This window comes from Marinomonas shanghaiensis, from assembly GCF_003259175.1.
Classification (GTDB): Bacteria; Pseudomonadota; Gammaproteobacteria; order Pseudomonadales; family Marinomonadaceae; genus Marinomonas; species Marinomonas shanghaiensis.
This window is the reverse complement of record NZ_QGOK01000017.1, coordinates 98525-113920: the sequence shown is the minus strand read 5'-3', so window position 1 is coordinate 113920 and position 15396 is coordinate 98525. Positions and strand designations below refer to the sequence as shown.

Annotated in this window: 14 protein-coding genes; 7 read left to right on the top strand and 7 right to left on the bottom strand. The window is 44.9% G+C overall.

The window, feature by feature from the left end:
• Window positions 1–2: 2 nt before the first annotated feature.
• From DKT73_RS14425 to DKT73_RS14400, 5 genes are all read right to left on the bottom strand, one after another.
• Window positions 3–1334, bottom strand: a complete 1332-nt coding sequence (locus DKT73_RS14425; protein ID WP_111639252.1) for a cobyrinic acid a,c-diamide synthase CobB — start codon at window positions 1332–1334, stop codon at window positions 3–5.
• A 31-nt stretch (window positions 1335–1365) separates the two neighbouring features.
• On the bottom strand, window positions 1366–3141 hold the full coding sequence (locus DKT73_RS14420; RefSeq protein WP_111639251.1) for an ATP-binding protein: 1776 nt from the start codon (window positions 3139–3141) through the stop codon (window positions 1366–1368).
• A 174-nt stretch (window positions 3142–3315) separates the two neighbouring features.
• Window positions 3316–6054 carry an ATP-binding protein gene (locus DKT73_RS14415; protein WP_111639250.1) on the bottom strand — a complete coding sequence of 913 codons (2739 nt, stop codon included), beginning with the start codon at window positions 6052–6054 and terminating at the stop codon, window positions 3316–3318.
• Window positions 6055–6100: 46 nt separating this feature from the next.
• Window positions 6101–7885 carry an EAL domain-containing protein gene (locus DKT73_RS14410; protein ID WP_111639249.1) on the bottom strand — a complete coding sequence of 595 codons (1785 nt, stop codon included), beginning with the start codon at window positions 7883–7885 and terminating at the stop codon, window positions 6101–6103.
• 328 nt (window positions 7886–8213) lie between these two features.
• Entirely contained in the window at window positions 8214–8816 is a 603-nt protein-coding gene (locus DKT73_RS14400; RefSeq protein ID WP_111639247.1) for a DUF6198 family protein, read from the bottom strand.
• A 250-nt stretch (window positions 8817–9066) separates the two neighbouring features.
• Between DKT73_RS14400 and DKT73_RS14395 the strand changes: the two genes are divergently transcribed.
• From DKT73_RS14395 to ykgO, 5 genes are all read left to right on the top strand, one after another.
• Entirely contained in the window at window positions 9067–9954 is an 888-nt protein-coding gene (locus DKT73_RS14395; protein ID WP_111639246.1) for a LysR substrate-binding domain-containing protein, read from the top strand.
• Window positions 9955–10057: 103 nt separating this feature from the next.
• Window positions 10058–11011: a LysR family transcriptional regulator gene (locus tag DKT73_RS14390; protein ID WP_111605346.1), complete on the top strand. Its 954-nt coding sequence runs from the start codon at window positions 10058–10060 to the stop codon at window positions 11009–11011.
• A 22-nt stretch (window positions 11012–11033) separates the two neighbouring features.
• Entirely contained in the window at window positions 11034–11426 is a 393-nt protein-coding gene (gene gloA2, locus DKT73_RS14385) for an SMU1112c/YaeR family gloxylase I-like metalloprotein (protein WP_111639245.1), read from the top strand.
• 148 nt (window positions 11427–11574) lie between these two features.
• Window positions 11575–11838, top strand: a complete 264-nt coding sequence (locus tag DKT73_RS14380) for a type B 50S ribosomal protein L31 (RefSeq protein WP_111639244.1) — start codon at window positions 11575–11577, stop codon at window positions 11836–11838.
• Window positions 11838–11984, top strand: coding sequence for a type B 50S ribosomal protein L36 (gene ykgO, locus DKT73_RS14375; protein ID WP_111639243.1), 147 nt, complete (start codon window positions 11838–11840; stop codon window positions 11982–11984). Before DKT73_RS14380 ends, ykgO begins: the two co-directional genes overlap by 1 nt.
• Before the next feature lie 98 nt (window positions 11985–12082).
• Here ykgO and DKT73_RS14370 read toward each other — a convergent pair whose 3' ends face one another.
• Both DKT73_RS14370 and grxD read right to left on the bottom strand, forming a co-directional pair.
• Complete coding sequence (locus DKT73_RS14370; RefSeq protein ID WP_111605348.1) at window positions 12083–12706, bottom strand: peroxiredoxin; 624 nt, start codon at window positions 12704–12706, stop codon at window positions 12083–12085.
• An 87-nt stretch (window positions 12707–12793) separates the two neighbouring features.
• Entirely contained in the window at window positions 12794–13123 is a 330-nt protein-coding gene (gene grxD, locus DKT73_RS14365; protein ID WP_111605349.1) for a Grx4 family monothiol glutaredoxin, read from the bottom strand.
• 241 nt (window positions 13124–13364) lie between these two features.
• Here grxD and argF point away from each other — a divergent pair, with 241 nt between their 5' ends.
• Window positions 13365–14270: an ornithine carbamoyltransferase gene (gene argF, locus DKT73_RS14360; protein ID WP_111639242.1), complete on the top strand. Its 906-nt coding sequence runs from the start codon at window positions 13365–13367 to the stop codon at window positions 14268–14270.
• 84 nt (window positions 14271–14354) lie between these two features.
• Window positions 14355–15281, top strand: coding sequence for a LysR family transcriptional regulator (locus DKT73_RS14355; protein WP_269814504.1), 927 nt, complete (start codon window positions 14355–14357; stop codon window positions 15279–15281).
• Window positions 15282–15396: the final 115 nt, after the last annotated feature.

Here is a 15396-nt window from a genome sequence, read left to right as displayed (position 1 = left end):
CGCTAACCCTGTTGATCCGCTAAAAAAAGCGCAGCGGTCGCATCAAGATTAGAGGGAAAGAATAGGTGCAAATAACTGGCGGTTAAGCCTTTCTGTTGATAAATCGCCTCGCCCGGTGCGGGGTGTCGCTGACGACGACCATAACCCACAGGCTCCGGCGTATTGGCACTGCGTGACCTATGGTGGGCGTGTCCACGAATTTCGCCTTGTGGCATCACGGCAGTTTGCATGCCTTGGCAACCACGTTTGCCACGCATTGCCCCTTGTCCTGCAAGAATCCCGAGCATAGGGTATTCATTATCGTCTAAATCCGTTAACGTCTCCAAGCTATAAAGCATACCGCCGCATTCAGCCAAAATGCCCTTGCCTGACTGATAAAAATCTTGAATGGCTTGGCACATTGTGGTGTTTGCTGACAAAGCTTTGGCGTGCAATTCAGGATAGCCACCCGGCAACCAAAGTGCGTCCGCATATGGCAAGACGGAATCATGCAAAGGCGAGAAAAACACCACTTTCGCGCCTAAATTTTTCAAAGCAATCAAGTTGGCATCGTAGATGAAACTAAACGCCGCATCTTTGGCCACTGCAATGGTTTTGCCCAGTAAACGTTGCTCAAAGGCTTGGTTGATGCTAACTGGATTCATAGGATAAAAAGGCACGGCCTTAGGTAATTCAAGCAAGCCTGTGTCTGGTGTGTCTTTTAGCCATTCAATCGCTGCGTCAAAACGCACTTCCAGTTCATCTTTCACTTCGTCGGCCTGCACCAAGCCCAAGTGTCGTTCTGGCAAGGTAATGTCTTCGTCACGTTTTAGCGCAGCCAATAATGGCAAGTTGGCCGGCAGCGCATCGCGAATTAATTCAGCATGACGTTCGCTGCCACAGCGATTGGCGATCAAGCCCGCAACTTGCACATCATCACGAAAATTCGCCAAGCCAGTCGCCACGGCCGCTGCAGTTTGCGCCATGCCTTTCACATCCATCACTATCGCCATAGGAATGCCAAAACGAGCCGCTAGATCGGCACTGGAAGGCTCCCCATCGAACATGCCCATAGCACCTTCCACCAAAATCAAATCCGCCACTTGGGCGGCTTGATAAAGCATGTCTTGGCAGTAATCTTCCCCCGCCATCCAAATATCCAACTGCTCTACAGGCTGTCTAGACGCTTGCGCTAAAATTTGCGGATCAAGGTAATCTGGCCCCGTTTTAAAGACGCGAACCACTTTGCCTTGATTGGTAAAATAACGCGCCAAAGCAGCGGTGATCGTGGTTTTCCCTTGATTCGATGCAGGTGCAGTTAAAAATAACGCGGGACAATGAACAACAGCGGTCATAAAGCAGTCTCTAAAAATGTTTAAACGTTCTCTAAAAGTTTTCTAAAAGAGAGCCCAATAATACGTATTGAGCCCCCAAATGCTGGGCAACTTCTTGGCCTCGGCCACGTTTTACCGGTGCGTTTTCGATATCAATCAAGATGGTGTTTCCCAGCAAAACCAAATCCGATACATCGGCTTGGGTTCGGCCATCGGTCAAAATATAGGTTTGACTGCGCAGGCCATTATTTGCCTTGTGTTGTTGTGCCAAATATTGGCTGGCATTTTCCATCGCGGTCCGAAACGGCGTACCACCACCTGCCCCCAAATCTTCTAATAAATCAGCGATTTCTTTAGGCGCTCGGACTTTAGGCAAAATCGACTCCACACCGTCTTGCCCAAACCCTAAAATGGCCATTTGCTCTCTTGCCAAATAGGCACGATGAGCAATGTCTAAAATGACCCCCTTGGCTTGAGCAAAAACACCTTGGCTTAAAGTGGACGCCGAGGTATCTAACAACACCAAGTGTAAAACGGCCAAGCCTGTTTTACTCGGTTTGTGCATTAGGTCCTTCGGCGGCCAAACTTGGGGTTGATTGACTATGCTGCGAAACCAATCAATCCCATCCGTTGGCGGATGTTCAGTGGACTGAACGGCATCGGGACGGTAACCGCCCAGCTGTTTGCCTTTGCGCTTTCCTGATGCCACCTCATCAAGACGAGTATGAGCGAGACGTCGTTCGTTTGACTCGACCCGCGCACTTACACTGATCGGCGCACTACTGGCCTGCGCTTGCGGAGGCATACTGCCCCATTCGCCCAAACCATCTTGCTCATGGGGTTGATTGTCTTGAGAAAGATCATCTTGTGGCTGACGGCTATTATTCAACGAAGGCGAACGAGAATAATCCGGTCTGCGAGAGGGTGGCGGGCTAGATGCCTGAGGCTGAGAGTGAGCTTGTCGACGATGAGCCAAGACCAACTCTTCCACGGCTTGAATATCATCCAACGTAACGGCTTTTGCACCACGCCAGGCAGCGTGTGTCATGGCGGCTCGAATCCACACAATATCACCACGCACCCCATCGATATTGGCTCGCTGGCAGCGCGTCGCGACTTCTAAACGTAACTCGTCAGAGCAACGCATTTGTTGTAAAGCTTGTCTTGCCAAGCGGATGCTATTTTTTAGGTTGCGTTGTTTGTACTTAAAAGCCTCACAAAACGATTGAGGATCTTGGTCATACTCATCCCGCAGACGCACAATCTGCACACGCTCTTCAAGACTGTATTGATTGCTCAATGCGACCATCAAACCAAAGCGGTCTTTTAACTGCGGACGCAACTCACCTTCATCAGGGTTCATGGTGCCCACTAATAAAAAACGTGCCGCATGCTCATGACTGATGCCATCGCGTTCAATACGATTCACACCACTGGCCGACACATCCAACAGTTGATCAACCAAATGATCCGCCAGTAAATTTACTTCGTCCACATACAAGACGCCGCCATGGGCCTTGCTTAACAATCCTGGCTTAAACGCGACCTGTTTGTCTTGCAGAACTTGCTCTAAATCCAACGCACCAAGCAAACGGTCTTCACTGGTACCCAATGGCAAGGTCGCAAAAGGCGCTAACTGTTCGTCTTCTAGTGATGGCATGACACCAGAGAGGCCTCTGGCTAAAGTAGACTTAGCAGAACCACGCGGACCGCTGATCAAAACACCGCCAATATGTGGGTTAATCGCACACAAAATCAACGCCAGTTTTAGCGGCTCTTGCCCAGCTACGGCAGTAAAAGGAAAGTCTAAAGAGGCTAAACGGGTCATTGAACTACCTGTTGCGGTTCGTTAAGGTAAAAAGAAATCAGTGCCCTCTATTGTAGGCGTTTTCCCTATGATTTGTCTTGTTTGACCTTACCCATGGGGACGATTGGCGTCAAACCAAAAGGTTTCAACATCCCTTGAATGAAACACATGAACCGTGACAACCATACGTACAGTCTATTTGTCTGGAGGCGATCTTAATGATTCTGTGTATTGCACGATCAATGTCTCTACTCGCCCTAAATCAAACTGCTCGATCGCTGATCGAATCGCTTTTTGCTGCGCCACAGACATAAGAGCGCCCAGTTCATTAAAAGCGTCTTCTGTAGCTTGCACATCGCCACTTTGCGCGGCCTGAAATAAGGGTCGCCAGTCATCAAACGTTCGCAAAACCAAAGCCTCTGACACGACATCGTCAGCATTGTCTTGTTTGCTTTCATCTACATTCTTGGATGGATCCAGACTCTTGAGTGTGGCGTTGACATCAAAAATCGGCACAAAGCGCACATCCAAGTGTGTAATGAGCGCTTTGTAGATCTCTTCTATTTGATAAGGTTTGGCTATCACTTGCCAAAACCCTTGGTCCAGCAACGCTTGTTGCTCATGCATTAAAGTAGAGGCCGTTATCGCCACAATGGGAATGGTTCGTTGTGGGTCTTGTTGCTGAACCAAGTTCAATAAATCAATGCCCGTTTTGTTTGGCATCCTGATATCCGTCATCACAAAGTCAGGGGGATTGGCTAAAAAGGCTTTTATTGCCTGCTCTCCATCTTTGGTCTCAATGATTTGACAACCCGCTTTTTCCAATAGCGAAACCAATATGTCCCTTGACCATTCGTCGTCTTCTGCCACTAACACTCGAATGGGTTCATTCAAACGCATATTCAAAAAAGTTTCTTGCTCATCAAGCGAGATATCTTCCTCGTCACTAATTTTTGCTAGGGGCAAATCCACCATGATCTGAGTGCCCACACCTTCACTGCTTTTTACCGACAGCGAACCGCGCATGAGTTTGACCAGGGTTGTTGACAATGCCAATCCCAGTCCCGTTCCACCAGAGGCTTCGCCGGCTCGCCCTTGAATAAAAGGGGTAAACAAATGCTCCATCAGTTCATTTTCTATACCAGGACCGGTATCTTCGATAATGACGTGAATGCGCTCTTCTTCTATTCTCGCCAACACCTTAACATAACCTTGAGAGGTAAATTTCACAGCATTTCCCAACAAATTAGTCATAATTTGCTGAAATTTAATGGGATCCATCCAAACAAGCTGCTGGTCATCAACATCACACTGAACAATAAGATCCAGCCCTTTTTCTTGAGCTTGGCCCTGAAATAATCGTCCAATCTGACTAATCTCTCGGCATAAATTGATTTTTTGCTCATGCAAAACAAGCCGACCCGATTCAATACGAGCAATGTCTAAAATGTCATTAATCAGGGCCAATAAACGCTCGCCAGCACTGGCAATCGATAAAAATCGCGTTCTTGATAGACCCGTTAATTGGTTATCTTCACTGATCAGCTGTGCGTAGCCAATAATGGCGTTTAACGGTGTGCGAATTTCATGGCTCATGTTCGCCAAAAAATGACTTTTGGCCTGGTTGGCTTGTTCCGCGGCTTCTTTGGCTTGCTCTAGCTGCAAAGAAACCTGTTTTTGCTCGGTGATGTCACTCATTATGTCACCAAACGAAATCGGCTTGCCGTCTTCATCCCGTAACAAGAAATACGTTTCATAGGTGGAAAACACTCGACCATCTAAGCTTTTTGCCTGCAATTCTCCTTGCCAAACCCCATGCTCCTTCACATATGGAATCACCGTTTCCTTAAGAAATTTCTGACTCACTTCGGGGTAAAACTCAAGGTAGTTAAGGGCTTTTAAAAAGCCGTCACCTGCGTCTTCTTTTACCCCTAACAAAGCGCGTATTTTTTCATTAAAGTAGGAAATCTTTCCATCTAACGTCGCCATCGCAAATCCCTGTGCGGAGTTATCAGCAAAGCTTTTGAACAATTTCAGTTGATTGATAAGAAGGTGACGTTCAGTAATGTCTGTGGCGATCCCTAACGTACCACGAAAATGAATGGATGGTTCGATAACAGGCACTCGATAGACTTCAAACAAACGAGGCTCACCGCCATCGTTAGGGTCTCCCCATGTTTGCTCATGTAAGGTAAAACCTGTTTTTAGTGCTTCATCGTCTCGACGTTGATAATAATGCCCTTTACCGTCAAAGTTTAACTCCAAATCCGTCTTGCCCTTGATGTCATCGGCGGACAAATTATTAAAATCCAGAAACGCCTGATTGCAATCTAAATACCGTCCATGCTCATCTTTGGACCATACAATATCGGGAATATTGTTTAATAAAGACGATAGAGTCAACTCACGGCGACGGGCTTCTTCCCGCGCCAAGATCAATTCATTTTCGGTTTCAACCAGATGACCGATTTCTTCAAAAATCCCCGCCACACTGACAGCACGATAGTGGCTGTCTCTGCGCGTCACACTACCACGCATCTTGATCCAGAAGCTTTCATGGCGATGGTTACGAATTTGCAACCGGGTGGACTTAGGAGCAAGGTGAGCTTCTTGCTCTAGTAGTGCGTTTTTCCATGCACTAAAAACAGCTTGATCTTCTGGCGATAAAAAGGCCAACCAGTCGTCAAGATGTTTCGGGGTTTTGCTCTCCTCAAAACCCAGCTGCATAAAAAATTCAGAAGAGGCATACAAACGATCCGTGTCAGGAAACCACTCCCAAACACCGGCATTAGTAGCCAAAATGGCACGAGAATATCGGCGCTGAAGCTGTTTAAACCGCATTAAAAATGCCAGTTGCAAGACAATTAGAATCAGCACAGTGACCACGAACAAAGCCGCTAAGGCTTTCAAAATCATAGGCAACTCGATATCCATCTACAGAATCCCCTAACCGCCCTATTTTGTAAGTTGGTTTTTAAGTCTACAGCTTTTCGGGCTTATGGAAGAAATATCCTTGCCCCCATTCAACGCCCAGTAACTGCAGTGCATCGACTATTTTCTGGTTTTCAACAAACTCAGCCACTACGGGTTTGTTGAGCATTTTGGCTAATTTTACGATCGAATCCACCATGCCATGATGGATTTTATTAACATGCATGTCCTTAATAAACATGCCATCTATCTTGATTAAATCAAAAGGCAGATCCATCAAATAAGCAAAAGACGAAAATCCAGTACCAAAATCGTCTAAGGCGATGCTGCAGCCATGCTCGTGCAAAACAGACATAAAGCGCCTTGCATCCGCAAAGTTATTCAGCGCTTCCGTCTCGGTGATTTCAAAGCAAAATTTATGACCGTCTAATTGATAATGCTTTAATTGTTTTACAATAAATTCAGCAAAGTCTACTTGGCGTACAGACAACGCCGACACATTCAATGCAACTTGATCAATTGATTCCCACAGACTGGGTTGTTCGCATAACTGTTGCATGGTGTGACTAATCACCCAACGATCTATTTTTGACACTATGCCAAATCGCTCAGCGGCCCTGATAAAGTCATTAGGGTAAATAAGCCCACCATTTTCTTCGTCTTTGAGTCGAACCAATATCTCAATTTTCTTTTTGGGTTCCTCTTGTATTAACGAACGAACTTGCTGAAAGTGCACTTCAAATAAGTCTTTTTCCAGACCATCAATAATGCGTAGCCCCCAGTTTAAATTACCGCGGTGTTCTTCATAAGCAAGGTCTTGGGCATTTTTCACAATGCGGGAACGCACACCCGATTTTTTGCTGGAATAACACACTTCATCGGCTAACATCACCACCTGTTCAAACGACACCATATCCAAAGTAATCGGTATCGCTACTTGAGTCGCACTCATTCGAAAGTGACGCTCATCCCAGGCAAAGGAGAAGTCCTTGATGCCTTGCTGTAATAGGCGAAAAAAAGATTCAACCGCTTGGTCGCCACCTTTGCTCATCACTATCGCGAACTTGTCTCCACTTAAACGCGCACAAAAATCTCGTTGTGGGTCTGTCAGTTCGCTTATTAAAGAGGCCAATTGATGCAATAACTCATCACCAGCAATGCAACCGCATGAATCATTAATCAAGCGAAACTCATTGATATCAATAAGAATAAAGTAAGGTACATACTCTGAGGTTTTTGCTTGAATTCCAGAAATAAGATAGGAAACACGTTCGTCTAACGCATCACGATTATAAAGCTGCGTAACAAAGTCATGTTGAGCAAGGTATTTCAGTCGGTCCTGCATGTAACGTCTTTCATTAACTTCTTTACGCAGGTTTCGATTCACTAGATTCAAGTCTGCTGTGCGCTCTCGAACCTTTTCCTCCAATGACGACGTTAACGCTTTAAGTTCATTAACCAACTGAAATTTTTCCAATTGGTGTTGCACTCTTGAGCGTACCTCTTCGATACGAATCGGCTTACTAATGTAATCGTTACCGCCCGCCTCAAAGCCTCGACCAATATCATCCGCCAATGCCGTTACAAAAATAATAGGCACATCTTTATGCAAAGGGTGAACTCGAATACGGCGACAGGTCTCGAACCCATCGATTCCCCCCATCATGACGTCCAATAGAATAAGGCATGGTTGTGTTCTTTCTAACAGCTCTAATGCTCGCTCACCTGAGTTGGCGACGACAATCTGACAATCCAGAGCATCCATGACCTCTTTCAGAATACGTAAATTCTCTGGTACATCATCGACAATTAACACTGTTGGGGGGTGCTTCATACCTATCCATGCCTTTTTCTTTAATCTGACAATTACCTGATGAGCGGCCTGCCTCAGTCGTCAAACAGAGCAAAGACCTCTTATAAAAGTTATTTGAATGCCGTCATTAATCAATTGTAAAGTAAACAACGCCCCCAAATATTAACCCTGTTTCTGACAAAATATCCATCTCATTAGCGATATAAAAAAACAAGCTCCGCGCTGGATCGATATTCTTAGCAAACTGCCTAACAAAAAAAGGATCCCTATGGCGCAAAGGCAAAGCACATTGCACCATAATGAAACCCATTTTTTTAAACAGCAGACACCTTGTTGGTGGTTTTTCTCTTTAAGACTGACGTTCCACTACCGCTATTTGAGCCCATTTAGGGGGACGATGGTAACGACCGACAACCGAACTTAGCAATAAGAACGCGAGCAAAGAATACCCTAAATGACTTAAATCAAGGAAGATCACCGCGGCAATCAAGACAAGAATATCCGCCACTAAGGTCGTTCTACTGGCATGAATCTCAAAACGACGCTCTAGGTAGACAGATAAAATATTAAGCCCACCTAAAGAGGCATTGTGACGAAATAAAATAATCAACCCAAATCCCACCAAAAGACCACCTAGTGCACCAGACAAGATCGGATGGATAGACAAATAGACATATTGCTGCATCAATTCTGTCAGAATCGACAGTAAACTGACGCTCGCAAAAGTTCGCACCGTAAACGCTCGACCCAATGTGTACCAAGCCAATAGATAAAATGGGAGATTGAGTAGAAAGAACAGCTGCCCAAAAGACAAATCGGTTAGTCTTAACAAAATCATACCAACACCCGCCGTGCCACTTATGAGCAAACCAGCCGAGTTGAGAATGTGTAGTCCTAAGGCAACTAAAAGACAACCTTCTAAAATAGAAAGCCAACGATGGGTAGTTTTCATAAAAAGTCCTTAACAAGTGCGATATTAACTTTTGGTTAATAAAAAAGGGTTGTAAAGTTGCTTCTTGTGGAAGCAAATAACACAGACCAAATACAGACTGAGTTTCTCACTCAAAATCGAAGCATATTTCATACCACAAACGTAAAATAAACAATCTATTGTCTGGATTTTTTTCATCGCTTCTCCTATTTACAACGTACATAGCGAATAGCACTACTCATCAAAATGGAAACAGAGCTACAATTACCCAATGAGAATCACACTTAGACAATTACAAATATTCGAAGCCGTTGTACACACAGGCTCTGTTACCGCTGCTGCCGAGTTGGTTTCCATCAGCCAGCCAGCGGCAAGCCAGGCTCTCAGGGAACTTGAAGCGTTATTAGGACGGCCTCTTTTTCGTCGTCATGGTAAGCGCTTGCAAATTACGCCTCAAGCTAGGCATCTGCTTCCTCAGGCTCGTGCCGTGCTTAGCCAAATCGAGCAAATTGAAAGCATGGGCAACGAGGATGAATTGAGCGGTTCACTGCATCTTGCCGCCAGTGTCAGCGTGGGTAACTATTTGCTGCCCAAACAAATGTCTCTTTTTAAACGCCAACATCCGAATATTCGGTTCAATCTAGACATAGGCAATACCCAAAGTGTGATTCAGCAGTTGCTAACTGGCAAAGCTGAGGTGGGGTTTATTGAAGGCTATTGCCAGCACGCCGAATTAATGACGCAAGTGTGGTTAAAAGACGAGCTAGTCGTGTTTGGCTCGACTGACGAAGATCGCTCCGAACAGTTATCTTGGGAAGATTTAAAACAAGCCAGCTGGGTGATGCGTGAGTCAGGCTCTGGCACGCGTAATATTTTGGAACAAGCCACTGCCGCTGAAATACCACAGCTTAATGTGGTATTGTCTCTGGCGCACATGGAAGCCGTTAAACAAGCTGTCATTCATCAAATGGGCCTAGGGTGTTTATCTCGTATGGCGATCTCTCAAGAACTCAACGCTGGATTGATACGTCTTTATCAAACGCCTCTTGAGCTCAATCGAAATTTATTGATTGTGACGCCTAAAAACACGGCATTAACGCAAAATGCCCAGCGTTTTATAGACCTATGCTGTGCCGCCCCAATGTTGTCGACACTGTAACATCTTGAGGATCCATACCGGCCATTTTCGCGGCTGCACGCTTCCAGCTTACGTTCCGATGCATTTATTAAAAATACCAACCGTACGAGTGGCATAAACAAGCATGAATATTAATAAAATTGACCTTAATCTTCTTATTTATCTCGATGTATTACTAAGAGAATGCAATGTCACACGCTCTGCAAATAAGCTAAACATTACCCAACCTGCAATGAGTAATGGATTAAAACGTTTGCGTGATTTATTGAATGACCCTTTATTGGTTCGAACCAGCGAGGGCATGAAACCGACCGAAAAGGCATTACGCTTACAGCCCATAGTGCGTAAAGTCTTGCTTGAATTAGAAGAAGCCTTACAGCCTGAGGCCGACTTTAATGAAAGCACAAGTACCCGAGTGTTCAGAATCATGGCGAGTGATTACGCCGCCTCAACCGTTATACCACGGCTGTTGAACCGCTTACGCGAGTATGCGCCTGGTATTACCTTAGACATTATGACACCCAGTGATGTGACCTTTCATGATGTTGAGGCAGGCAAGATTGATATGGCGATCAATCGCTTTGAAGAACTGCCCCAATCTTTTCATCAAAAAAGTGTCTGGTTCGATACCTTTGTGTGCATGATGAGCTCAAAAAACCCAGTCAAGGATCACTTTGACATTGACGCTTACTTACAAGCACAACACATATGGGTGAGCAAAACAGGCTTTGGGGTTGGCGTCGGCATGGATCCAACCGATGTGCAGAAGCTTGGCTGGGTTGATGAAGCGCTGCAAGCGCTTAATCATAAGCGCAGTATTCGCGTGTTTACTCGAAGCTATCATACCGCCATGCATTTGGCGCTTGAACAAGATTTGATTGCCACCCTACCCAGAAAAGTGGCCATGGTAAACCGAAAAAATCCCGACTTGGTCATACTGGAACCGCCGTTCAAAATTCCCAAAATTGAATTAAAAATGATTTGGAGTCCATTGCTGCATCATGATGCCAGTCATATTTGGTTCAGAAGACAAGTGATCGATGTTGCGAACGAATTAAAAGAACAAAGTAAACAATAACGTATCGACAAGGGTTAGCATTATGTTTCAGGTGTCTCATATCCACCATATTGCCATTATTTGCTCCAACTATGAGGTTTCAAAGCACTTTTATTCGCATATTCTGGGATTTCCCATTATTAGAGAAACTTATCGAGAAGCACGTCACTCTTATAAATTAGACTTGGCGGTCTCAGATAACCAACAAATCGAGCTTTTTTCCTTCCCGTCACCACCCGCACGTCCCTCGCGACCGGAAGCACAAGGATTAAGACACCTTGCTTTTGCCGTAAAAGACTTAGCAGCCTGCATTCACCATTTAAACAGCCAAGGCGTGTCCACAGAAGACATTCGTTTAGACGAACTCACAGGGAAGCGCTTCACTTTTTTTGCCGATCCAGACGGACTGCCACTTGAACTCTACGAGCAAGATTAAAGCGCACCTTACACAGATGGTGCGCCTCTCATTCAGCAAGCTAAACAAGCGCTAGATTCCCTCTAACAGACAAATAGATTTTTAAGAACTATTCTCATTTAAACATTGTTATGATATAACATAATAAAAACACACAATGAGGTCAAAAATGAAACCCGATATTCACCCAAATTACCGCACTGTGATCTTTCATGACACCAGTGTTGATCGCTACTTCTTCATCAATACCACGCTACAAACCAGCCAGACGATGGCGTGGAAAGATGGCAAAACTTATCCCTATCAGGCGATCGACGTCTCTTCGGCTTCTCATCCTTTTTACACTGGACAGCAGCGTTCAACCCAACTGGAAGGGCGAGTGCAAAACTTCAAACGTCGCTTCGGTTCTCGTAATTTAAAGGGCGTGAAATAATGCAACTTCTCGCTTCCTTAAAAAGTGCCAAAAAACGCCATCCTGACTGTCAAATTGTAAAACGTCGAGGACGAATCTTTGTCATCTGTAAATCCAACCCTCGATTCAAAGCCGTGCAAGGTAAGGGAGGAAAAAAGAAGCGATAAACCATCAGTAGATAAAAAAGTAGATAAAAAAAGCAGTTTACTAGTGCATAGCAAACTGCTTTTTAAGTTGAACGTCTTAGCTCAGTGTGAACAAGTTATTACAGAGACTTCGCGCTCTCTGCAAGATAAGCCGCAACACCTTCAGGAGACGTTGTCATGCCTTTGTCGCCTTTGTTCCAGCCAGCTGGACAAACTTGACCGTGCTCTTCGAAGAATTGAAGCGCATCAACAACACGAACCAATTCATCCATATTACGGCCGATTGGCTCATCGTTTACCACTTGTGAACGAACAATACCTTTCTGGTCAATAACGAAAGACGCGCGCATCGCCACACCAGCTGGGTAGTAAGAATCGCCACCTTCAGACTCGATGCCGTATGCTTTGGCAATCGCATGATCCATGTCAGCCGCTAGCGTGTATTCAACAGCACCGATACCACCTTGCTCAACGGGTGTGTTACGCCAAGCGTTGTGAGTGAAGTGAGAGTCGATAGAAACACCTATCACCTCTACACCCATTTCACGGAATTTATCCATACGGTGAGACATGGCAATGATTTCTGAAGGACATACAAATGTAAAATCTAAAGGATAGAAGAATACAATCGCATATTTGCCCTTGATGGTTTCAGCTAAGTTGAAAGAGTCAACGATTTGACCATCTGCCAATACGGCTGGAACTGTAAAATCTGGGGCTTTTTTACCAACTAAAATAGACATCTTTATCCGTCTCCTTGTTATTGCTTAATTTATAAGGCTAGTGTTTAACGCAATACTGTCACTTAGATCTCTAAGCAACCCAAAAACTTACTCTTCAGAAGACCCTACCGCTTCTTTGATTAAAGCTTGTAGTTCACCGTTAGCGGCCATTTCGACAATAATGTCACAACCGCCAATTAATTCACCTTTTACCCAAAGTTGAGGGAATGTCGGCCAATTCGCAAACTTTGGTAGCTCTGCACGAATGTCTGGGTTTTCTAAAATGTTCACAAACGCAAAACGTTCGCCACAAGACATTAACGCCTGTACCGCCTGTGATGAAAAACCACACTGAGGGGCACGAGGATTGCCTTTCATGTATAGCAAAATATCATTTGTGCTAATTTGCTCTTTAATTGTTTCGATTGTATTACTCATGCTAAAAACCTCACTGCGCAGTTGTCAATTGATCAGGAAAAGGCTCTGCTTGTTCCTTTACTTAATCAAAGACGATTAAAATCATTAAACTTGGCTCAGTTTATGGGGTCTAGTGGTATATTTACAACCCCAACAAGACGCTTTCCTTTGTACTTTCTCTTGTTAATTACCCTTTACTCGCCTACCTGAGTGTATTAAATTGGTCGATTCCCTTTTTCAAAGACTATCAAGGAGTCCTAGCGTGTCGCCCAGACATTTTCTTACTCTGAAGGATCTATCTTCCGACGAGTTAAAACAGTTACTATTGCGAGCTTCTGAGCTTAAGAAAATCCATCATGAAGGCACTCTATTTCAACCGCTAAAAAATCGAGTTTTGGCGATGATATTTGAAAAATCCTCGACGCGAACTCGAGTTTCTTTTGAAGCTGGCATGGCTCAATTTGGTGGTCACGCACTGTTCCTTTCTTCTCGTGACACCCAACTTGGTCGTGGTGAACCCGTTGAAGACAGTGCTCGTGTTATTTCTAGCATGGTTGATGCCGTGATGATTCGAACCTTTGACCACAAAACCGTTGAAACTTTTGCTAAATACTCGTCCGTGCCGGTGATTAATGCACTAACAGACGACTACCATCCTTGCCAGCTGCTTGCTGACATGCAAACGTATCAAGAGCATCGCGGTTCGATCGAAGGCAAAAAAGTCGTTTGGGTTGGTGATGGTAACAACATGTGCAACTCCTACATTAATGCCGCTGTTTTACTCGACTTTCATTTGGTGGTTGCTTGCCCAGTCGGTTATGAACCAAACGCGGATTTGGTGGCACAGCACAGTGACCGAGTCACGGTTCTACATGACGCTCATGAAGCCGCAAAAGGAGCCGATTTGATTGTCACTGATGTCTTTGCATCAATGGGACAAGAAGATGAACAAGAACAGCGTTTAAAAGATTTCGCAGGTTTTCAGGTCAACTCGGCACTGATGGCCAAAGCCAATAAAGGCGCCCTTTTCATGCACTGCCTTCCCGCTCACCGTGGCGAAGAAGTATCCGCAGACGTGATAGATCACCCTGATAGCGTAGTTTGGGATGAAGCAGAAAACCGCCTCCACGCACAAAAAGCACTGCTTGAATTTTTATTGTGTCAATAACAAAATAGGCTCGCTTGCCCCTCCTCGTCAGCGAGCTTTTTTTGAACTCAAGTATTGAAAAAAACTCATCAACAGCGAACCACTATGAGCATTATTGAAGTTAGGCATCTAAAAACACTGACAGCACTCAGAGAAACAGGCAGCTTGGTTGAAGCCGCCGAACGAGTTCACCTAACACAGTCAGCCCTTTCTCATCAACTCAAAGACCTTGAGGAAAAACTTGGCTGCCCACTTTTTATTCGCAAAACCAAACCCGTTCGCTTTACCAGTGCGGGGCTACGTTTACTGCAGCTGGCAGACGATGTATTACTGTCTTTTCGCTCAGCGCAACGAGATATCCAGCGATTTGCCGAAGGCGAAAGCGGTCGTTTACACATTGCCATTGAATGTCATAGTTGTTACGAATGGCTAATGCCCACCATTGATCACTTCCGTGAACATTGGCCAGATGTTGAACTCGATCTTTCCACGGCTTTTGGTTTTATGCCTCTGCCCGCCCTTGCTCGAGGCGATTTAGATTTGGTGGTAACATCTGACCCACAAGACATTCCTAACATTGAATACATTCCGTTATTCCAATATGAATCTCAGGTAGCCCTATCTCGACACCATCCACTGGCAAAAAAAGACTTTTTAAAACCAGAAGACTTTGAAAAAGAAACCTTGATTACCTATCCGGTCGACACCGAACGATTGGATATTTTCAAACACTTCTTAAACCCAGCAGACGTATCACCAGCCAAAATACGCCACAGTGAATTAACCCTGATGATGATGCAATTAGTCGCCAGTGGTCGAGGCGTATGCTGTTTACCAAACTGGGCCTTAACCGAGTACACCAATAGACAATACGTCATTACCAAGTCATTAGGTGAAGAAGGGATTTGGTGCAAACTTTATTTGGCCATAAGGAGAGATCAGCGTGACAACGCCTACATGGAAGACCTGATCTCCACCGCCTCAAAGACTTGCTTTAAAAATCTAAAAGGCATTTTAGCGCCAGAACTTTAAAAGCATAAATCAAAACCAACTTTCAAACGATGTCACGAGCGAAGCCAAGACGAGGCAAAAATAGACGAAAAAGTGGAGTTTATGGGTTATAAATGAGCATTTTGAGTCTATTTTT